A 22,200-nucleotide genomic window follows, 5' to 3' on the forward strand; every position below is an offset into this window, starting at 1 on the left:
TTATATTTTATAATTATAAATTTTAAAAATTTTAATTATATAAAGAAAACTTTTATTAACTTATAGTAAAATATATATATTATAGGAGTAAGTATTAATATTGAATAATAAACTCCTAAATAAAAAGTTGAATAATAAAAATTATAAATAAAAAATTTATATTTTAAAAATAATAAAAAAATTATACCAAATATTGATCCTAAAATATGTAAAAATTTTAAATAATTTTTTAAAAAAAATCCAAAATAAAATGTAGAAAAAATTGTCAATAACCAAATTTTAATTGATATTGGAAAAATATAAGCTTCTGCAATTGGATTTATTAAACTTGTAATATACATAATACAACTAATTCCTCCATGAGAATTAACATAATTTGTTCTTATTTTAAGAAAATACATTATAATATTTACAAAAAAAATAGATGAAAAATAAATAATTAGGAAGGTTAATATGTTAATATTTTTTAACAAAATATTTGAATAATTATAAAATAAGAACATATTTATAAAAAAATCAACCCAATTACTGTGTAATAATCCTGAAATAATACATTTTTTTACTAAATTAATGTAATTGTAATTTTCATATGTATTTATCTCATATTTTTTTTTAAAATTTTTATTAAAAATACTTTTTTTTGTTAAAAAAAAATTAATATATATTATAAAAAAAACTACTATATATTTTAATATTAATACAATATATTTTTTCATAATATTTTTTAATATTTTATTATATTCATATTTTATTTTATTTCTTTAATTTTAGCTTTTTTTCCTTTTAATTTTCTAAAATAAAAAATTTTAGATCTTTTTACTTTTCCTTTTTTATTAATTTCAATTTTTTTTAAAAATGGACTATTTAACATAAATATTCTTTCAACACCAATATTATCACTTATTTTCCTTACTGTAAATGTTGTTATTCCTTTTTTATTATATTTTTTTTGAATAACAATTCCTTTAAAAAGTTGTATTCTATTTTTTTCTAATTCTTTTATATTATAATGTATTGTTATAGTATCTCCTGTTTTAAATTTATCATTAATTTTTATATTTTTTATATATTTATTAAAAACATAATTAATTATTTTTTCCTTCATTTTTTATAAATTTATTTTTATTTTTTATTTTTTAAACGTAAATAATAATTTAAAATTTCTATTATATATCTATGGTATTTAAAGCTATGTTATTTAAATATAAATATATATTATTTAGAATTATTTATATGCTTATAAATAATTTTTTTTTAAGAAAAATGTCTTTTTCTTTAATTATATATGTATTTTTTATTTTATGTTTTATAAATATTTCTTTAACTATATATAATAATATATTATTATTAAATAAAGATTTAAAAAAACAATGGATTAAAGTTGAAAAATATTATAAAATAAAAAATGATTTAATAAATATTTTAATTAACGATATAAAATTAACAGAAAAAATAAATTATAAAAAAAATTATAAATTAATAAATGCAATAGAAAAAATTTATTCAATTAATAATTCAATTACATTCAATGTTTATAATAAATTAAATAAAGAAAAGATAGAAATTTTTAAAAAAAAACAAGAATTATTAAAAAATTCATTAAATATATTTTTATTAATATTTGATAAATATTATTATTATAAATATAAAGTAAAAATAAAAAAAAGAAATAAATATATTCAAAATTTTTATGATATTAAATATAAAATAGATTTAACAGAAAATTTAATAAATTATGAAATAAAAAAATTTAATGAAAAAGTTAAAAAATATAATCTTTATATAAATAAATTTCCAATAAAATTTTTTAATAAAATATTATACAAATATAACTATTATATGCAAATATAAATTTATTATATTAAAATAATTATTATTATAATATTTATTAATTATTTAAATAATATTTATTATATAATAAATATAAATAAATATATAATAAAAATAAAATAAAATTTATTATATAATAAATAATTTTTAAATATTAAATAAATAATTTTTAATTAAATAAATAAATTATTATTTAAAAAAATTATTATTATTAATGTAATGTTAAAATGTAATGTTAAAATGTAATGTTAAATAATTAAATAAATGTTAAATAATTAAGTTTTAAAAAAAATTTTCAATTTAATATTGAATTAAATTAAATTTAATTTAATATTGAATTAAATTAAATTTAATTTAATATTGAATTAAATTTAATTAATAATTTTTTTAATCTTTTTAATAAATCGTTTGTTTCTATTATTCTTAATATAATAAAAATATCCATTCCATATAATTTTCCTACAATAGAAAATCTAATTATTTTTTTAACTTTAATTATTTTTTCTTTATTTAAATTTGAAATAAAACTTTTTATTAAATAATCATTATTAATTTTTTTATTTAAATTTAAAGAAAAAATATCTATTATTTTTTCTAAAATAAATATATCATATTTATTAAAATTTTTTTTAATAATATTAACATCATAAAATTTTGGAGGAATAAAAAAAATTTCATTAAAAATATCAGAAAAAAAACTAATTCTTTTTAAGATTTCTTTAATTATTTCTTTTTTTAAAATTTTTTTAATTTTTTCTAATGTAATTTGTTTTTTATTTAATTCATATAAAAATAAAAAAATAATTTCTTTTAATGATTTTTTTTTTATATATTGTTGATTAAACCATACTGCTTTTTGTATATTAACTTTTGCATTAGTTTTATTTATATCTTTTATAGAAAAAATAAATTTCAATTCTTTTAAAGAAAATAATTCTTTTTCAATTTTAGGTTTCCATCCTAATAATACAATAAAATTAATAAAAGATTCTGGTAAAAAACCTTTCTCTTTAAAACCATTGTATATTTTTTTATTTTCAGTCCATTTAATAGGATAAATTATTTTTTTACTATTTAAATTTCTTTTACTAATTTTTCCTTTACTACTTAATAATAATGGTAAATGTGCAAAATATGGTGGTATCCAATTAAAATATTTATACAAAATTAAATGAAATGGAGTAGAAGATATCCATTCTTCTCCTCTAATTACATGAGTTATTTTCATTAAATGATCATCTATAACATTTGCAAAATGATAAGTTGGATTTCCATCAGATTTAATTAAAATTTTATCATCAATATTGTTTGTTGGTATATAAATTTTTCCTTTAATAAGATCTTGTATTTCAATATATTTTTTTTTATTTTTAGGAACTTTTAATCTAATAACATAATTATTTTTATTCATTTTTTTATCAAAAGAATAATATGCATATCCATTATTTATTAAATATTTTATATAATAATTATAAATATGAATTCTTTCTGATTGTCTATAAGGTCCATATTTTCCTCCACAACAAATACCTTCATCTGGAAAAATTTTACACCAATTAAGAGATTCAATAATATGTTTTTCTGATTTAAAAACATATCTTTTTTTATCTGTATCTTCTATTCTTAATATAAAAGAACCATTATTTTTTTTAGCAAATAAATAATTATATAAAGCAGTTCTTATACTTCCTATATGTAATGGGCCAGTAGGACTTGGCGCAAATCTAACTCTTACCATACATCATTTTTTTAATTTTTAATAATTTTATTTTTATTATAATTTTATTTTTAATTTTTATTTTATTTTTAATTTTTATAATTTTAATTTAAAAAAATAGCCCAGATGGCGAAATAGGAATACGCATTAGACTCAAAATCTAATAATATTTTATGTATTATACGGGTTCGAATCCCGTTCTGGGTACAAAATAAAAAAAATAAAATTATAAATTATATTTTATTGAATTACAAATTATTAAAAAAATATTATTTTTAATTTTTTTTTTATTTTTAAAATTTATATCACTTTCTTTATTAATTGGAATAAGATGAATATGTGCATGATTAATTTCAAAACCTAAAGTAACTATACTTACTTTTTTACATAAAATAGTTTTTTTTATAGCATTTGCTATTTTATAAGTAAAAAACATCAATTTTAAATATTTATTTTTTTCAAGATTAAAAATTTCTTTAATATTTTTTTTAGGTATAATTATTGTATGTCCAATTTTAATTGGGTAAATATCCAAAATTGCTATACTATTTTCATCTTCATAAATTTTATATGATGGTAATTTACCTAAAATAATTTTTTTAAAAATATTCATTATTATTTATAAAAAATTTTTTATTTTTTTTTATAAAAAATATCTATAATATGTAATTTTATTATTTTACCATTTGGTAATTTAATATTAGATGTATCTCCAATACTTTTTCCAATAAGACCTAAAGCAATTGGAGTATTTATAGATATTTTATTTTTTTTTATATTATTTTCTCCTTCAGGAACTAATGTATATGTTTCTTCTTTTTGTAAAGAAATATTTTTTATTTTAACAGTTGAAAATATAGATACTTTAGAATGATCTAATTTATCAGGATTTATTACTATATATTTAGATAATTTTTTTTTTATATTTAATATTTTAATTTCTAAAATTTCTTGTTCTTTTTTTGCAGCATCATATTCAGAATTTTCTGATAAATCTCCTTGTTCTCTTGCTTCTTTTATTTTTTTAGATATTTTTAATCTTTCTACATTTTCTAAATGTAAAATTTTTTTATGTATTTTTTTTATTAATTCTTTTGTAATATATTCTCTTTTCATTTTTAATTTATCTTTTCATTTTTAATTGTTTAATTTTTTTTAAATATAATTTTTATTGGAACTCCATCAAAATTAAAAAAATAACGAATTTTATTTTCAATAAATTTTTTATATGTTATTTTAATAAGTTTTGGATGATTAGAAAAAAAAACAAATGTAGGTATATAAGCATTATGTAATTGAAAACAATATTTAATTGTTATAATTTTTCCATAAATAGATGGAGGATGTATTTTTTTTAATAAAGGTATTAATTTTTTATTTAATAAACTTGTTTTAATTATTAATTTTTTTTTTTTTTCTATTTCTATTAATTTTTTAATAATATTTAAAAAACCTATTTTTTTTTTAACAGAATAAAAAAATATAGGAATATATTTAAAATATATATTTTTATTAAAAAATTCTTTAAATTTTTTTATTTTATTATTATTTATTAAATCTATTTTATTAACTATTATTACTATACCTTTTTTTTTATTTTTTATTTTATAAAAAAAATTATAATCTTGTGATGTCCAACCTATACTAGCATCTATCATTAATAAACAAATATCAGATTCTTCTATAGCATTAAAAGTTTTTATTTTAGAATAATATTCTATTTTGTTTTTTTTTTTATTTTTTTTAATTCCAGCAGTATCAATTAAAATACATTTTAAATTAAACTTATTATAATATGTATATAAATTTTCTATAGTAGTACCAGGAATATTTGTAACTATATTATGTTCATAACCAATTAAATTATTTATAAAACTAGATTTTCCAACATTAGTTTTTCCTAAAATTACGAATTTAGGTAATAAATCTATATTTAGATTTTTATTATTTTTTTTTTTTAATTTTAATGAATAATTATAAATATCATCTAATAAATCTCCTATTCCTTCTCCAGTTATTGATGATATACAATAATGTTTTTGTATTCCTAATTGATAAAATTCTGTATAATTAAAATAATTTTTTGTTTTATCAATTTTATTAATTGTTAAAAATATTGGTTTATTATATTTTTTTAAAATTAAAAAAATATCTTTATCTAAATAATTTATTCCATCTATATCAACTAAAAATATAAAAAAATCACTTTTTTTTAATGAAAAAAAAAATTTTTTTTTAATTTCAAAATCAATAATATTACTATTTTTTTTAATATATCCTGCTGTATCTACAATAAAAAAATTTTTACCTCTCCAATTAAATTTTTTAACGTTTATATCTCTTGTTATTCCTTCTATTTTGTCAACAATAGCTTCTTTTTTTTCAATAATTCTATTAAATAAAGTAGATTTTCCTACATTAACTCTTCCTATTATTGTTATTGTATACCACATAATAATGTAATATAATAACATAATAATTGATTTATTTAATAAATTTTTTTATATATTATTTTATTAAAAATAATTATTAATTTTATAAAATATTAATTTTATATTTTATTTATTTATTATATTTATTATAAAGCATAAATAGCCAAATAGATAAAAAAATAATAAAAATAGTTAAAAATAAATAATTAGGAATATTTCCTAAAAAAACTAAAATTTTAAAAAATTTTTTAAAAAAAAATTCTAATTTTTTTAAAAAAAAATCTAAAAAATTAATAAACATAAAATTAATTAATTAATAATTTAATAAAATTTAATAATTAATATAATTTTTATTTAATTACTTTTTGTAAAAAAATTACTTTTTGTAAATAAAAAAAAATCTATTATAAATAAAATGAAAAAAAAAGCTATTATAATAGGAGTTATAACTAAAAAACAAAAAAAAAAAAAATCTATAGAATATATAAAAGAACTAGAATTTTTAGCAATAACATATAATATAAATATATGTAAAAAATTTATTCAAAAAATTTATAAAAAAAATTCAAAAACTTTTTTAGGTATAGGAAAAATAAAAGAAATACAAAAATTTATTGAAATAAATACAGATATTAAAACTATTTTAGTTGATGATGAATTAAATACAATTCAATTAAAAAATTTAGAAATTCTTTTTCCTAATAAAGAAATAATGGATAGAACAAATCTTATTATTAATATATTTTATAAACAAGCTAAAACATCTTATGCAAAAACTCAAGTAGAATTAGCTAAATATCAATATATTCTTCCTAGATTACAACATATGTGGACTCATTTAGAAAGACAAAAAGGTGGAATTGGAATGAGAGGTCCTGGAGAAAAAGAAATTGAAACAGATAGAAGAAATATTAAAAAAAGAATTTCGTTTTTAAAAAAAAAATTATTAAAAATTGATAAACAAGTTGTTATACAAAGAAAAAATAGATCTAATTTTATTAGATTAGTTTTAGTTGGATATACTAATGTAGGAAAATCTAGTTTAATGAAACTTTTATCTAATTATAATGTAATGATAAAAAATAAATTATTTTCTACTTTAGATACTACTGTTAAAAAAATTATAATAAAAGATATTTCTTTTTTATTATCTGATACTGTTGGTTTTATTAGAAAATTACCTATTCAATTGATTGAATCTTTTAAATCTACATTAGATGAAGTTAGAGAAGCAGATATTCTTTTACATATTGTAGATATATCTCAAGAAAATTATAAAGATCAAATTAATTATGTTAATAAAATATTAAAAGAAATTGGTGTAAAAAACAAGCCAATTTTTTTAATTTTTAATAAAATTGATTTAATAAATGATATTGATTTAATAAATAAAATAAAAAATAAAAATAAAATAAAAAATAATAATATTTTTATTTCTATAAAAAAAAATAAAAATATAGATATATTGAAATTTTTTTTATATAAAAAAATAAAAAAAATGTATAATAAAAAAAAATATTTTTTAATTCCTAAATTTTAAAAATTTTAAAATTTAAAATAAAAAATTTTAAAATAAAAAAATATTAAATAAATAAAATAATATGAAAAATTGTTTTTTTTGTAAAAAAAATTTTTTATATAAAAAATATATACCTTTTTGTTCTAAATATTGTAAATTATACTTTTTTAAAAAATTTAAAAAAAAAGAAAATAAATTCAAATTTTTAGATGATAAAAATATATTAAATCATATAATAGATTATCAAGATAAAAAAATTTTATCAATTAGTTTTTTTATTCCTTCAATTAGATGTATTTCTTGTATTGAATTATTAGAAAATTTAAAAAAAATTAATAAATATATTTTAGATTCAAAAGTAGATTTTATTAAAAAATATTTACATTTAATTTTATTTAAAAAAAAAAATATTAAAGTTAGTAAAATAGCTTTTTTTCTATATAATCTTGGATATAAACCAATTATAATTTTAAATAATAAAAAATTACAATCAAATAATTCTAATTATAGTTATATATATAAAACAATTATATCTTTTTTTTGTTTTGGAAATATTATGTTATTATATATTCCAGAATATATTGGTATACAAGAAGATAAATGGTTTTTAGATCATTATTTATTTTTTAAAAAAATTATATTTTTTTTATCTTTACCAATATTTTTTTTTTCAACAGAATATTTAAAAAAATCTTTTTTAAAATTAAAAAAAAAAATTATAGATATTAATTTCACTATATCAATAGGAATTATTTTATTATTTATAAAAAGTTGTTATAATCTTTATTATAATATAAATTTTGGTTATTTAGATAGTCTTTCTGGATTTATTTTTTTTCTTTCATTAAGTAGATTATTTCAAGAAAAAATACACAAAATTTTTTTTTTAAAAGAAAATTATAATTTTTTTTCTACTATTTCTGTTATTTGTTTAAAAAATGGAAAAGAAATTAACACAATATTATATAATGTAAAAAAAAATGATGTTATTATTATTCATAATAATGAAATTATTCCATTTGATAGTAAATTAATTAGTGGAAAAGCTTTTATAGATAATAGTTTTATAAATGGAGAATCAAAAATTATTTTTAAAAAAATTGGAAGTAAAATATATGCTGGAGCAAAACAAAAAGGAGGAATTATTAAATTAAAAGTTATAAAAAGTTTTAATAATAGTTATTTAATGAAATTATGGAATAATAAATTTTTTTATAAAAAAAAAAAACATAATAGTTTAAATAATTATTGGATACGTTATTTTACTATTATAATAATAATTATTTCATTAATTTCTGGATTATTTTGGTTTTTTATTGATAAAAATAAAGTATTGGAAATTATTATTTCTATTTTAATAATTTTTTGTCCATGTGCTTTGTCTTTATCATATCCATTTATTTTAGGAAATATTGTATTTCTTTTATCTAAAGAAAATATTTTTTTAAAAAATTTTTCAATAATAGATAAACTTTCAAAAGTTAATAGATTAGTATTTGATAAAACTGGAACAATTACTTTATTAAATAAATATAAAATTTTTTTCTTAGGTAAAAAATTATCAAAAAAAAAAAAAAAATATTTATGCTTTTTATTTAAAAATTCTAATCATCCATTAAGTATAATTCTATATAATAAATTTAAAAAATATATAAAAAATAATGATGAAAATAAATATATTATAGAATATTTTATAGAAATACCTGGAAAAGGTATAAAATGTAAAATAAATAATATTATTTTTAAAGCAGGATCTGATAATTTTATTAATATTAAAAAAAATATATATAAAAAAAAATATAAAAAAAAAACAAAAGTTTTTATTTTAGAAAATAAAAAATTATTAGGATATTTTATTTTTGAAAATTTATATATAAAAGGATTAAAAAATTTTTTTAAAAAATTAAAAAAATATAAAATTTCTATTATATCTGGTGATAATGATTCAGAAAAAGAAAATTTAAAACATTTTTTAAAAAAAAAATTTATTGAAAAACATATTCTTTTTAATCAAACTCCTTATAATAAATTAAAATATATAAAAAAATTGCAAAATAAAAATGAAATAGTAATGATGATAGGAGATGGAATAAATGATTCAGCTGCAATTAAACAAAGTGAAATTGGAATAATATTATTTAACGAAATAAATAATTTTTTACCTTATTGTAATATATTAATGTATAATAAAAATTTTTATAAAATTCCAAATATTTTATATTTAGCAAAAAAATCAATGTTTTTAATTAAAATAAATTTTATTATAAGTTTTTTTTATAATATAATTGGTTTATATTTTGCAATAAATGGAAAATTATCCCCTGTTATATCATCAATTTTAATGCCAATTAGTTCTATAACTATAATATTATTTTCTTTTTTTTCAACTAATATAATTTTTAAAAAAATTTTTAAAAATAAGTAAAAATTTTTAATTAAATTTAATAATATTTTATTTTTTTTAATTTTAAAATTTTAATTTAATTAATTAATAATTAATTAATAATTAATTAATAATTAATTAATATTTAATTTAATTAATTAATAATTAATTAATATTAATAATTAATGAATGAAAATTAATTAATGAATGGGTGTTTTAATAATTATGATATTATCTAGTTTATTATTAAGTTTAACATTTTTAATTTTTTTTTTAATAAGTATAAAAAATGGACAATGGGATGATATGGAAACTGATTCTATTAGAATTATTTTTGAAGATTAAATATATAATATAATAAAATTTTAAATATATAATAAAAAAAATGTAATATAATTAAAAAAAATGAAAAATAAAATACATATTATATCTGGTGATAATTATTCAGAAAAAATAAATAAAAAATCTTTTTATGATAATAAAATTGTTAAATTCTTTTTATATGCTACTATATTTTGGGGTTTATTAGGAATTATTGCTGGTTTATTAATTTCAATTTTATTATATATTCCAGAAATACCTGAATTTTTATTTGGAAATAATTTAAAATTTTCTAAAGGAATAATAGGTTATGGTAGAATAAGAATGATACATACAACAACAGCTATTTTTGCTTTTATTGGAAATCTTATTTTTACAGGATCATATTATTGTATTCAAAGATTATTAAAAACTAGAATTTATAGTAAAATATTAAGTTTAATTAATTTTTGGGGATGGCAAATATTTATATTATTATCATGGATAACTTTTTTATTAGGATTTAATACAAGTAAAGAATATTCTGAACATGAATGGCCTTTGGATATTTTTTTGGGAGTAATATGGTTTATTTATGGAATAAATATTATTTTAACTATTTTAAAAAGAAGAGTTACTCATTTATATGTTAGTATATGGTTTTTTTTATCTACATGGGTATCTGTTCTTTTATTACATTTATTAAATAATATTGAATATCCAATATCTTTTTTTTCTTTAAAAAGTTATTCAATTTATTCTGGAGTTCAGGATGCTTTAATGCAATGGTGGTATGGACATAATGCTGTAGCTTTTGTTTTAACTACTCCAATTTTAGGATTAATGTATTATTTTGTTCCTAAAGCATGTAATAATCCTATTTATTCTTATAAATTATCAGTTATACATTTTTGGTCATTAATTTTTATTTATATATGGGCTGGACCTCATCATTTAATGTATACATCTCTTCCTAATTGGACACAAGTATTAGGAACTATATTTTCTATTATGCTTATAGCTCCATCATGGGGAGGAATGTTAAATGGATTATTAACATTAAGAAATTCTTGGAAAGAATATAAAAAAGATCCTATTTTAAAATTTTTTATTGTATCTCTATTATGTTATGGTTTAACTACTTTTGATGGACCTATGTTAGCGACTAAAACTATAAATTCTATAGGTCATTTTACTGATTGGATTATAGCTCATGTTCATTTGGGAACATTAGGATGGAATGGTTTTATGGCTTTTGGTATTATTTATTGGTTAACAAAAAAACTTTGGAATACTAAATTGTATTCAGAAAAACTTGCTAGTTTTCATTTTTATATAGGTTTTATTGGAATTATTATTTATGTTATTCCAATGTATTGTAGTTCTATTATTCAATCAAATATGTGGAAACAATTTAGTGAAGATGGTACATTAGCTCATAAAAATTTTATAAATACAGTTTTTAGCATAATTCCTTTTTATATTATTAGATCAATAGGAGGTTTTTTATATTTAATTGGTTTTATTTTAATGATATATAATGTTTATAAAACAATTAAAAATGGTAAATTTTTAGATAATGAAGAATTTATTGTCCCTATTTTACTACATAAAAAAAATAATAAAAAAAATAAATTTCATGATTGGTTAGAAAGAAAACCATTTCAACTTACTATTTTATCTTTTTTATTGATTTTTATAGGTAGTGCTATAGAAATTATTCCTACTTTTATAATTAAAAGTAATATTTCAAATATTTTAAATGTAAAACCATATACTGCTTTAGAATTAGAAGGTAGAGATATTTATATTAGAGAAGGTTGTAATAGTTGTCATTCTCAAATGATAAGACCTTTTAGAGATGAAGTTGTTAGATATGGAGATTATTCTAAAGCAGGAGAATTTATATATGATCATCCTTTTTTATGGGGTTCTAAAAGAACAGGTCCTGATTTAGCAAGAGAAGGAGGAAAAAAATCTGATTCTTGGCATTTTAAACATATTTTAAATCCTAGATCTGTTTCTAAAGGATCTATTATGCCTAGTTATCCATGGATAATTAATCAAAAATTAAATATTTCTAATATTTATAAAAAAATGAAAATTATGAAAAAATTAGGAGTTCCATATTCTAAAAAAGAAATAAAAAATTCTACAAAAGATATATATGTGCAATCATCTAAAATTGTAAAAAATATATATAATGAATCAGAAAGTATAAAAAAAATGATAGAAATTGATAAAAAAAATTTTAAATCTCCTTCTTTAGAAAAAAGAGAGATAATTGCTTTAATAGCTTATTTACAAAAATTAGGTAGAGATATAAAAGATATAAAATAAATAAAATACATTTTTTAATTATATTATGTTTTATAAACAATATTTTTATTTAATTAATAATATATATATTTTTAAATCATTTGTTTTAATTTTATTTTTTTTAATGTTTTTATTTATAGTTTTTTTTATATATAAACAAAAATAATTATTATAAAAAAAATTATTATTATAATATTTACGATTAATATGTAGAATATGATAGAATATAATTTATCACCATTATATATTAGAATTGTTATATATTTTTCAATTATAATATTTATTTTTTATTCTTTTTTAGGAAAAGATTTTAGTATAACAAATATTTATTTATTATTTTTTTTATTTATTTTTTTTTTAATTTTTATAATTTTAGAAAAAATAAATAAATTTATTTTTTTTAAAAAAATAAATTTATTGCCAAAAAAAGTAAAAAATAAATTATTAATTGATTATAAAACTAATTTTTTTAAAAAATTATATTATCTTTTTTTTCCATATAAAAATAAATATAATAAAGAAAATAATGTTAAAGAAATAGATCATGGATTTGATGGAATAACTGAATTTGATAATAAAATTCCAACATGGTGGAAAAATATATTTTATTTAACTATTATATATTCTTTTATTTATTTTATAGCGTATATATTTTTTGATTATTCTGATCCAAAAAAAGAATATATAAGATCGTATAAAAAACATGTTAAACAAATTGAGTTATATGAAAAAAGTAAACCAAAAATTACTATAGATAATACTTATTTTAAAGAAAATTATATAAAAAAAGGTAAAATTTTATTTAATGAATTATGTTCAATTTGTCATAAAGAAGATGGAAGTGGTGATACTGGACCAAATTTAACTGATGATTATTGGATAAATATAGAAAAAAATAATTTATATAAAAATATTTTTTATATTATATGGAATGGAAGTAAAAAAAACCCTATTATGAGAGGATTTGGAAAAAATGGAGAATTAAAAGGAAAAGATATTGAAAAAATAGCAAGTTATGTATATTCAATAAATATTAAAAAAGAAAAACCTGATAATGTAAAATTTCCACAAGGTAAAAAAGTTAATTGGAAAAAATTAAGTAAAAAAAATGAAAATAATTAAAATTATAGTTTTTTTTTTCTTTATATATATATTTTTTATAATTTATATAGTTTTTTTTAAAAAAAAAATAATAAGTGAATTAATTTCAGAAAAGTATTATTTTGAAGAAATGAATTATCAAAATATAATTAATCAAAAAAAAAATGCTTTTTCTAATAATTTAGAAAAAAAAATAAAAATTTTTTTTTATGAAAATGGTATATTATTTTATTTTGATAATGAATTTATTAATCAAAAAGTTACAATAAATTTAATAAGATTTTCTGATAAAAAATTAGATATTAAAAAATCTTTTTTTTTAAAAAAACAAAATTTTTTTATAAAAAATTTAAAATATGGATTTTATAATTTAATTATTAAAATACATAATAAAAAATTTATTATAAATAAAAAAATTTTTTGGAATAAAAAAAAATCTTTTTATTTCGTAAATAAAAACCCTTTATAAAAAAATAAATTTAGTAGGCGATACTGGATTCGAACCAGTGACCCTCTGCTTGTAAGGCAGATGCTCTGAACCAACTGAGCTAATCGCCTATTTTTTATATAATTTCAGAAACTATAAAATGACTTCCACCAATAAAAATAAAATCATCAATTGAAGAATTTATTTTAGCTTTTTTAAATGCTTCTTTTACATTATTAAAATATAATGAATTTTTATATTTATTTGTAATTTTTTTAATTTCACATATTGTAAATTTTTTTTCTACTTTTGGCTGTGTAAAATAATAAAAATATTTTTTATAATTTTTATTAGAATTTTTATATAAAAAAAATAACATTTTTTTTACATTTTTATTTTTTACAAATCCTAAAATTAAATGAATCTTTTTATATTTTTTTTCATATTTTTTAATTTGTTTAGAAACCCAAAAAAAACCATCTTCGTTATGTGCAACATCACAAATAATTGTAGGTTTTTCTTTAATACATTCCCATCTTCCTCTTAATCCAGTATTTTTAATAACATTTTTTAATCCATTTTTTATTTCTCTTTTAGAAATAAAAATTTTTTGTTTTTTTTTTAAAATATATAAAGCTTTTAAAGAAGTATTTATATTTAAATATTGATAATCACCTAGTAAATTAGTATAATATTTTTTTTTTTTATAAGAAAAAAAAATATTAGTTTTTTTCTTTTTTGCTATTTTTATAAAAATTTTTTCTGTATTTGATAAATTTTCTCCTAATATTAAAGGAACATTTTTTTTTATTATACCTGATTTTTCGTATGCTATTTTTTCTACTGTATTTCCTAATAAATTATTATGATCCATTCCTAATTGAGTAATAATAGATATTATTGGTGTTATAATATTTGTAGAATCCAATCTTCCTCCTAATCCAGTTTCAATAATAGAAAAATCAACTTTTTTTTCTTTAAAAAAAAAAAATGATATTATTAAAATAATATCAAAGAATGACATTGGTATTTTAAATAAAAATTTATTTTTTTTTAAAAAATTAATAATATAATCTTTTTCTATTAAATTTCCATTATAACGTATTCTTTCTCTAAAATTTTTTAAATGTGGAGATGTAAATAACCCAATATTATATCCAGATTCTTGTAATATAGATGAAATTATATGAGATGTTGAACCTTTTCCATTTGTTCCTGCTATATGAATACTTTTAAAACTTTTTTGAGGATTATTCAAATATTTACATAATAATGTAAAATTTTGTAATCCAAATTTTTTTTTTTGTTCAAAAAAATTAGGAAATTTATTTAACAATAAATGATATAAAGTTTCATTTTTCATTTTTTATATAAAAATTTTTAATTTTTTTTTTATTTAAAATTATATTTAGTATATTTTTAGTTTTTTCATTTACTTTAAATCTATCATCTAATCTTTTTCCTATAATCCAAATAATTTCTTTTGTATTATTTATTAATAACCACGTTTTATCTTTTTCAAATAAAGATAATTTTTCATCTTTAAAATATTTGCTTATTTTTTTTTTTTTCATTCATTCCTATAGGATAAAATAAATCACCATGTTTCCATTTTCTTATATATAAAGGAAATTTTATTTTTTTCATATCTAAAAAAGCATCTGAAAATATACATTTTTTTTTAGATATTAAAAAAAACATAAATATTGGTTTTTTAATAAAAAAATTTTTTTTATTTTTTTTATTATATATTTTAAATGTTTTATTTATAAATTTATATCTTTTTATTATAATTAAACTATTTCTATTTTTTAAAAGTTCGTATTTTGATGAATATAATTTTTTTCCAGATTTAGTTATTAAAATTTCTTTTAAATTTTTAATATTATTAAAACCATATGGAAAAAAAAAATAATGTAAGTAAAAATTTAATGGAATTAATTTTTTTATTAAAGAACAGTTTAATTTTAAATAAAATGGATATTCTTTTTTTTTTAAAATTACTTTTTTAAAAATATTATTAACATAATTTTTTATTATAATATTTTCTTCATTTAAATAACTTATTGTTTTTTTAAAAATTTTGTAAAAATTATTATTTATTATATCATTTTTAATAAATGGTATTAAATTATTTCTAATTTTATTTCTAAAAAATTTATTTTTTTTATTACTTTTATCTTCTATATATTTTATTTTAGATAAATAAGCGTAATTTTTTATTTCTTTTTTATTAAAAATAAGAAGAGGTCTAACAATTTTTTTTTTAATTTTATTTTGAATTCCAATTAACCCTTTAATTCCAGTTCCTCTAAATAAATTAATAAAAAAAGTTTCTATAGAATCATCTAAATTATGTCCTAATAAAATAAAATCATATTTTTTTTTTTTTAAAATATTATAAAAAAAAATATATCTAATATTTCTAGCGTCTATTTGAATAGATTCTTTTACTTTTTTTTTAATTTTATTAGTAATTTTATAATAAAAAGGAATCAATCTTTTTTTACAAAAAGATTTTATAAAATGTTTTTCTTCTATAGAATTTTTTCTTAAATTAAAATTAATATGACAAACTCCAATTTTAAATTTATATTTAAAAAGTATATTTAATAAAACCATACTATCAACTCCACCACTTACACAAATTAATAATTTATTTTTATGTATATCTATTAATTTATTAATATTTTTCAAAAATTTTTTTTCAAAATAAAGTATCATTCATTTTTTTTAATTATTTTTAAATATTTTTTTTTTATTTCATTAGAAATATTATATATATTATTTTTATCAACATTAATAAATATTTTTGATTTATTATAAAATTTTTCTCTTTTTTTTAAATGTTTTTTAATAAAAAAATATAGTTCTTTATCATTTAATTTAGATAAAATTGGTCTTTTTTTTTTTTCAAAAACTAATCTTTTAAATAAAGAAAAAGGAGTAGCTTTTAAATAAAAAGTAATTGTTTTTTTATTTAAAATTTCCATATTATTAAAAAAACATGGTGTTCCACCTCCTACAGATAATATATAATTAGAGTTATTTTTAATAAAATTTTTTAAAATTTTATTTTCTTCTTTTCTAAAATAATTTTCTCCAAAAAAATTAAAAATTTTATTAATATTTTTTTTTTTTTTTTTAATAATTATATCATCTAAATCATAAAAATTATTATTTAATATTACTTCTAAAAATTTTCCTATTGAAGATTTTCCACTTCCCATATATCCTACTAAAGATAAATTCATTTAAAAATAAATTAATTTTTTTGTTTTTTTTTTAAAAAAATTCATAAAACATTTATATATTTATAATATTTATATTTTATTGACTTGGTAGCTCAGTTGGTAGAGCATTACACTTTTAATGTAAGGGTCCTGGGTTCGAGTCCCAGCCAAGTCACTTATATTAATTAAAAATAAATAAAATTAACCAATAAAATATTACTATTGTTAAAAATAATAAACACCAAAATCCAGATAAAAATAAAAATAAAAATATAATAAATCCAATTAATTGTATAATTATATGTTTCATATAGTATAATTAATTATATGTTTAATATTTTTAATAATTATTTATAATTTAAAAAAAGTTTCTTTTTTATTATCAATTAATTTAATACCAATTTTTAATAATTCAGATCTTATAAAATCGGATAATTTCCAATTATTTTTTTTTCTTTCATTATTCCTTAAATTAATTATAAAATTAATTAAATTTTTTAATAAAATTGATTCTTTTTTATTATTTTTTTTATTATTTTTATTTATAATTTTTAATCCTAAAATATTAAAAAAAAAATTATTAATCTCTTTTTTAAAAAATAATAAATCTTCTTCATTTAAAAATTCTTTTTCATTGTAAAGATCCTGTATTTTTTTATATATTAAAAAAAAATGAGCAATTACTTTTGGTGTATTAAAATCATCATTCATTAAATGATAAAATTTTTCTATATATTTTTTTATATTTATAGTTGATTTTTCTTTTGGAAATATTTTTTCTAAAATTTTAATTGATTTTTCTAATTTTAAAAAACCTTTTTCTGCTGCAATTAAAGCAGAGTAAGAAATATTTAATAAACTTCTATAATGAGTTTGTAATAAAAAAAAACGAAATACAATAGGATGAATTTTTTTTTTAAAAATTTTACCATTAAAAATTTCATCTGGAAATAAGCAATTTTTTAAAGATTTACTCATTTTTTTTCCATTAATTGTTAAAAGATTAGAATATACCCAATATTTTACATTATATTTTTTTCCATATAAAACTTTACCCTGAGCAAATTCACATTCATTATGAGGAAATTTTAAGTCTATTCCTCCTCCATGTATATCTATTTTATTTTCTAAATATTTTGTGCTCATTGCAGTACATTCTATATGCCATCCTGGTATTCCTTTTCCCCATGGAGAATTATAATTTATAATATTATTTTTATTTTTTTTCCATAAAGAAAAATCATTATAATTTTTTTTTTCTAAATTTTTTTTATTTTTTTTATAAATATTTTTTATCTTGTTATTACTTATAAATCCATAATATAAATTATATTTTTTTACTTTTTTATTATAATAATCAATATCAAAATAAATAGATCCATTAGATAGATATGCTATTTTTTTTTTATAAATTTTATTAATTAAATTAATTTGATCATTTATATTACTTGTAGCAAATGGTTCAATATTAGGATCCATTATATTTAATTTATAAGAAATTATATGAAAATAAGAAGTATATTTTTTTACAATTTCCATTGGATTAACACCTTCTAAATTTGCTCTTTTAATAATTTTATATTCATTATTTTCTTCTACATGTCCTATATCAGTAATATTTCTTACATATTTAACTTTAAAATTTAAAAATTTTAAATAACGAAATATAATATCAAATGTTATAAAAGTTCTACAATTTCCTAAATGAATTTTATTATATACTGTTGGTCCACAAACATACATTCCTACATAATCATTTTTAATTGGTTTAAATATTTCTTTTTTCTTTAATAAAGAATTAAATATTTTTATATTATTCTTATAATAATTTTTCATTTAATTTTAATTATTTTAATTAAAAAAATTTAATTATTTAAATTTAAAAAAATAAAAAAAATGATAATAAATGAAAAAATATAAATCATATAATGATTTAATATATAAATCTGGATTAGCAGAATTATCTGGAATAAGAGGATTTATGATAATTAAACCGTATGGATTATCTATTTGGGAAAATATAAAAATTATATTAGATAAAATTTTAAAAAATACTGGACATAGTAATGTTTATTTTCCTTTTTTAATTCCAAAATCTTTATTTTCTAAAGAAAAATCTCATATTAAAGGTTTTGCAAAAGAATGTGCTATTATAACACATTATAGAATGTTGATAAAAAATGATAAAATTATTATTGATCCTAAATCTAAATTAGAAGAAGAATTAATTGTTAGACCTACTTCAGAAACTCTTTTTTGGCAATATTATGGAAAATGTATTAAATCATATAAAGATTTACCAATTTTATTAAATCAATGGAGTAATGTAGTTCGTTGGGAAATGAAAACAAAAATGTTTATAAGAACATCTGAATTTTTATGGCAAGAAGGACATACTGCACATTATTCTAAAAAAGAAGCAATTAATCAATCTATTAAAATGTTAAATATATATTCTAATTTTTTAGAAAATTTTTTATCTATTCCAGTAATTAAAGGTATAAAAACAGAAAATGAAAAATTTTATGGTGCAGAAAAAACATATTGTATTGAATCAATTATGAATGATGGAAAAGCAATACAATTAGGAACTTCTCATTTTTTAGGACAAAATTTTTCTAAAAAATTTAATGTAAAATTTACAAATAAAATTGGAAAAAAAGAATATGTATGGGGAACATCATGGGGTATTTCTACTAGATTAATAGGTTCTTTGATTTTACTACATTCAGATAATTTAGGTTTAATTATTCCTCCAAAAATAGCTCCAATACAAGTTGTAATTATTCCTATATGGGATAATAATAATAATGAAATTATTAATGAATTTTGTATAAAATTGAAAAAAAAATTAGAAAATATACATATTAAAGTAAAATATGATTATAATAATAATGTTACACCTGGCTGGAAATTTAATGAATATGAATTAAAAGGGATTCCAATAAGAATAACTATAGGAAATAAAGAAATAAAAAAAAATATATGTGAAATATATAGAAGAGATACTTTAAAAAAAAATATTTATAATAATGAAAATTTTTCTCATTTAATTAATAAATTATTAGAAGATATACAATGTAATTTATTAAAAAAAGCAAAATTAAAATTAAAAAATTTTATTACTACAGTTGATGATTATGAAGTTTTTAAAAATATTTTATATAAAAAAGGAGGTTTTTTATCAGCTCATTGGGATGGAAAAAAAGAAACAGAAATAAAAATTAAAAAAGAAACTAATGCTAGTATTAGATGTATTCCTATAAATAATAAAAAAGAAACAGGAAAATGTATTTTTACTGGAAAAAAATCAAATGAAAGAGTTTTATTTGCAAAATCTTATTAAAAAATTATAATATGAAAAATAAAATTATTATTGGAGTAGATCCAGGAACTAAAAAAATTGGAGTTGGTATAATACATATAGATAATAATAGTATTATAAATTTTGTTATGACATATTCTATTTTATTAAAAGAAGAAACAATAAATTTAAAATTTAAAAAAATTTTTAATAAAATATCTTTTTTAATAAAAAAATATAATACTAATGAATTATCAATAGAAACTCCATTTCTTGGAAAAAATGTACAATCTATGTTAAAATTAGTACAAGTTCAAGGTGTTGTTATTGCAGCTGGATTAAAATATAATATTCCATTTAATGAATATAGTCCTAAAAAAATAAAAAATTCTATAACTGGAAATGGTAATTCTTCAAAAGAAGAAGTATCAAAAATGTTAATTAATATGTTAAATATTAAAAAAAAATTTAAAAATTTAGATGAAAGTGATGGTTTAGCTGTTGCTGTATGTCATTTTTTAAATAAAAAAAAATTAAATTTAAAAAAAAAAAATAAAAAATAATGATTTTAATATGTGGAATTAATAATTCTTTAAAAAATGTTATAATAATTAAATTATTACAAAATGGTAAAAAAATAAAAATTTTAACAAAAGAAAATTATGTATTAAATAAAGATAAAAATTTTATTTTTTATTTTAATAAAATAAATAATAAAAATATTAATATTAATAATATTAAATATATAAAATTAAAATATATACAACAATATAATAATCAATTAAATAATATATTTAAAGATATAAAAGAAATATATTATATAGAAAATATATATAAAAATAATAAAAAAGAAAAAAATAATTTATTTAATTTAATTAATATTAGTCTAATAAATGGTATAAAAAAATTTTGTTATATTAAAAATATAAGTGATTTATTTTTTAATAAAAAAGAAAATATAAAAGAAGAAAATTTATTATGCTTATATAATAAAAGAGGAAATAATTATATAAAGTATATTCCTGAAATAGAAATATGGAGAGGAATTAAAGAAGGATTAAATACAGTAATAGTTAATCCAAGTAAAATAATTTCTAGGGATTTGATAAAAAATTGTATACAAAATAAATTTTTTTTACAAAAATTTATAAAAACAAAATTTTTTTCTAGAGGTTATGTTGATGTACGAGATGTTGCAGAATGTTCTATTAAACTAATGAATAAAAATTTTTTTGGTAATAGATATATTATTAATAGTGAAAATTTAATTAATAAAGAATTTTTTAAAATATTAAATTTTAATAATATTTTAAATAAAGAAAATAATGATTTTTTAAAAAAAAATGAAATTTTATTAAGTAAATGTAAATATTATTCAACATTTTCTTCTGAAAAATTTAAAAAAATAATTAATTATAAATTTATTAAAATTAAAGAATCAATTTTATTTCATAAAAAAATATAATTATAAAATATAATATATAATTTATATAATATATATTATTTAATTATAAAATTAATAATTATAATAATAATAAATAAAAAATTATAAAATATAAAAAAAAAATATATAATTAATAAATTAATTATTATAATTTTAAATATTATAATTTTAAATTAATATTATATAAAAAT

At 14.9% G+C, this 22,200-nt stretch carries 22 protein-coding genes and 3 tRNA genes; 12 read left to right on the top strand and 13 right to left on the bottom strand.

Features of this window, described 5'->3' with window-relative positions; translation table 11 throughout:
• Positions 1-35: 35 nt before the first annotated feature.
• Together KHQ18_RS01020 and rplS are read right to left on the bottom strand one after the other, a co-directional pair.
• Positions 36-716 (bottom strand): oligosaccharide repeat unit polymerase, encoded by a 681-nt coding sequence (locus tag KHQ18_RS01020; RefSeq protein WP_212113295.1) that lies wholly within the window; start codon positions 714-716, stop codon positions 36-38.
• Between the two features lie 32 nt (positions 717-748).
• Positions 749-1,105, bottom strand: coding sequence for a 50S ribosomal protein L19 (gene rplS / locus KHQ18_RS01025; RefSeq protein ID WP_212113296.1), 357 nt, complete (start codon positions 1,103-1,105; stop codon positions 749-751).
• 158 nt (positions 1,106-1,263) lie between these two features.
• Between rplS and KHQ18_RS01030 the strand changes: the two genes are divergently transcribed.
• On the top strand, positions 1,264-1,851 hold the full coding sequence (locus KHQ18_RS01030) for a LemA family protein (protein WP_212113297.1): 588 nt from the start codon (positions 1,264-1,266) through the stop codon (positions 1,849-1,851).
• A 328-nt stretch (positions 1,852-2,179) separates the two neighbouring features.
• On the opposite strand, the gene KHQ18_RS01035 is transcribed toward KHQ18_RS01030, so the two are convergent.
• On the bottom strand, positions 2,180-3,568 hold the full coding sequence (locus KHQ18_RS01035; protein ID WP_212113298.1) for a glutamate--tRNA ligase: 1,389 nt from the start codon (positions 3,566-3,568) through the stop codon (positions 2,180-2,182).
• A 99-nt stretch (positions 3,569-3,667) separates the two neighbouring features.
• On the opposite strand from KHQ18_RS01035, the gene KHQ18_RS01040 reads away from it, so the two are divergent.
• Positions 3,668-3,754 (top strand) — tRNA-Leu (locus KHQ18_RS01040).
• A gap of 19 nt (positions 3,755-3,773) precedes the next feature.
• On the opposite strand, the gene KHQ18_RS01045 is transcribed toward KHQ18_RS01040, so the two are convergent.
• From KHQ18_RS01045 to KHQ18_RS01060, 4 genes are all read right to left on the bottom strand, one after another.
• A complete protein-coding gene (locus KHQ18_RS01045; RefSeq protein WP_212113299.1) occupies positions 3,774-4,160 on the bottom strand; it encodes an HIT family protein in 387 nt (128 codons plus the stop codon).
• 20 nt (positions 4,161-4,180) lie between these two features.
• A complete protein-coding gene (gene greA, locus KHQ18_RS01050) occupies positions 4,181-4,663 on the bottom strand; it encodes a transcription elongation factor GreA (protein ID WP_212113300.1) in 483 nt (160 codons plus the stop codon).
• A gap of 29 nt (positions 4,664-4,692) precedes the next feature.
• Complete coding sequence (gene der / locus KHQ18_RS01055; RefSeq protein ID WP_212113301.1) at positions 4,693-6,000, bottom strand: ribosome biogenesis GTPase Der; 1,308 nt, start codon at positions 5,998-6,000, stop codon at positions 4,693-4,695.
• 109 nt (positions 6,001-6,109) lie between these two features.
• Positions 6,110-6,280, bottom strand: a complete 171-nt coding sequence (locus tag KHQ18_RS01060) for a hypothetical protein (protein WP_212113302.1) — start codon at positions 6,278-6,280, stop codon at positions 6,110-6,112.
• Between the two features lie 114 nt (positions 6,281-6,394).
• Between KHQ18_RS01060 and hflX the strand changes: the two genes are divergently transcribed.
• From hflX to KHQ18_RS01090, 6 genes are all read left to right on the top strand, one after another.
• Complete coding sequence (hflX, locus tag KHQ18_RS01065; RefSeq protein WP_212113303.1) at positions 6,395-7,519, top strand: GTPase HflX; 1,125 nt, start codon at positions 6,395-6,397, stop codon at positions 7,517-7,519.
• Between the two features lie 61 nt (positions 7,520-7,580).
• A complete protein-coding gene (locus tag KHQ18_RS01070; protein WP_212113304.1) occupies positions 7,581-9,923 on the top strand; it encodes an HAD-IC family P-type ATPase in 2,343 nt (780 codons plus the stop codon).
• Between the two features lie 165 nt (positions 9,924-10,088).
• Complete coding sequence (gene ccoS, locus KHQ18_RS01075) at positions 10,089-10,226, top strand: cbb3-type cytochrome oxidase assembly protein CcoS (protein ID WP_212113305.1); 138 nt, start codon at positions 10,089-10,091, stop codon at positions 10,224-10,226.
• 60 nt (positions 10,227-10,286) lie between these two features.
• A complete protein-coding gene (gene ccoO / locus KHQ18_RS01080) occupies positions 10,287-12,521 on the top strand; it encodes a cytochrome-c oxidase, cbb3-type subunit II (RefSeq protein ID WP_212113306.1) in 2,235 nt (744 codons plus the stop codon).
• Positions 12,522-12,716: 195 nt separating this feature from the next.
• A complete protein-coding gene (locus KHQ18_RS01085; RefSeq protein WP_212113307.1) occupies positions 12,717-13,622 on the top strand; it encodes a cbb3-type cytochrome c oxidase N-terminal domain-containing protein in 906 nt (301 codons plus the stop codon).
• Positions 13,609-14,070, top strand: a complete 462-nt coding sequence (locus tag KHQ18_RS01090) for a cytochrome C oxidase Cbb3 (protein WP_212113308.1) — start codon at positions 13,609-13,611, stop codon at positions 14,068-14,070. The genes KHQ18_RS01085 and KHQ18_RS01090 overlap by 14 nt, the downstream gene beginning before the upstream one ends.
• 14 nt (positions 14,071-14,084) lie before the next feature.
• Here the strand turns inward: KHQ18_RS01090 and KHQ18_RS01095 are convergent.
• From KHQ18_RS01095 to KHQ18_RS01115, 5 genes are all read right to left on the bottom strand, one after another.
• Positions 14,085-14,159 (bottom strand) — tRNA-Val (locus KHQ18_RS01095).
• 5 nt (positions 14,160-14,164) lie between these two features.
• On the bottom strand, positions 14,165-15,391 hold the full coding sequence (locus tag KHQ18_RS01100; protein WP_212113309.1) for a bifunctional folylpolyglutamate synthase/dihydrofolate synthase: 1,227 nt from the start codon (positions 15,389-15,391) through the stop codon (positions 14,165-14,167).
• Entirely contained in the window at positions 15,381-15,602 is a 222-nt protein-coding gene (locus tag KHQ18_RS01105; protein WP_212113310.1) for a tRNA lysidine(34) synthetase TilS C-terminal domain-containing protein, read from the bottom strand. The genes KHQ18_RS01100 and KHQ18_RS01105 overlap by 11 nt, the downstream gene beginning before the upstream one ends.
• Positions 15,571-16,752 (bottom strand): tRNA lysidine(34) synthetase TilS, encoded by a 1,182-nt coding sequence (gene tilS / locus KHQ18_RS01110; protein WP_212113311.1) that lies wholly within the window; start codon positions 16,750-16,752, stop codon positions 15,571-15,573. The genes KHQ18_RS01105 and tilS overlap by 32 nt, the downstream gene beginning before the upstream one ends.
• Positions 16,749-17,282, bottom strand: a complete 534-nt coding sequence (locus KHQ18_RS01115; RefSeq protein WP_212113312.1) for a shikimate kinase — start codon at positions 17,280-17,282, stop codon at positions 16,749-16,751. The genes tilS and KHQ18_RS01115 overlap by 4 nt, the downstream gene beginning before the upstream one ends.
• Positions 17,283-17,363: 81 nt before the next feature.
• Here KHQ18_RS01115 and KHQ18_RS01120 point away from each other — a divergent pair.
• A tRNA-Lys gene (locus tag KHQ18_RS01120) sits at positions 17,364-17,436 on the top strand.
• A 176-nt stretch (positions 17,437-17,612) separates the two neighbouring features.
• Here KHQ18_RS01120 and cysS read toward each other — a convergent pair.
• Positions 17,613-19,097 carry a cysteine--tRNA ligase gene (gene cysS / locus KHQ18_RS01125; protein ID WP_212113313.1) on the bottom strand — a complete coding sequence of 495 codons (1,485 nt, stop codon included), beginning with the start codon at positions 19,095-19,097 and terminating at the stop codon, positions 17,613-17,615.
• A gap of 70 nt (positions 19,098-19,167) precedes the next feature.
• Here cysS and proS point away from each other — a divergent pair, with 70 nt between their 5' ends.
• From proS to KHQ18_RS01140, 3 genes are read left to right on the top strand one after another with little or no spacing between them, the layout of a single operon-like run.
• On the top strand, positions 19,168-20,607 hold the full coding sequence (proS, locus tag KHQ18_RS01130) for a proline--tRNA ligase (RefSeq protein ID WP_212113314.1): 1,440 nt from the start codon (positions 19,168-19,170) through the stop codon (positions 20,605-20,607).
• Positions 20,608-20,618: 11 nt separating this feature from the next.
• Entirely contained in the window at positions 20,619-21,128 is a 510-nt protein-coding gene (gene ruvC / locus KHQ18_RS01135; RefSeq protein WP_212113315.1) for a crossover junction endodeoxyribonuclease RuvC, read from the top strand.
• Positions 21,128-22,030 carry a Rossmann-fold NAD(P)-binding domain-containing protein gene (locus tag KHQ18_RS01140; protein ID WP_212113316.1) on the top strand — a complete coding sequence of 301 codons (903 nt, stop codon included), beginning with the start codon at positions 21,128-21,130 and terminating at the stop codon, positions 22,028-22,030. Before ruvC ends, KHQ18_RS01140 begins: the two co-directional genes overlap by 1 nt.
• Positions 22,031-22,200 lie beyond the last annotated feature (170 nt).

The sequence above is a fragment of the Candidatus Shikimatogenerans silvanidophilus genome (assembly GCF_018200315.1).
In the GTDB taxonomy this organism is placed as follows: Bacteria; Bacteroidota; Bacteroidia; order Flavobacteriales; family Blattabacteriaceae; genus Shikimatogenerans_A; species Shikimatogenerans_A silvanidophilus.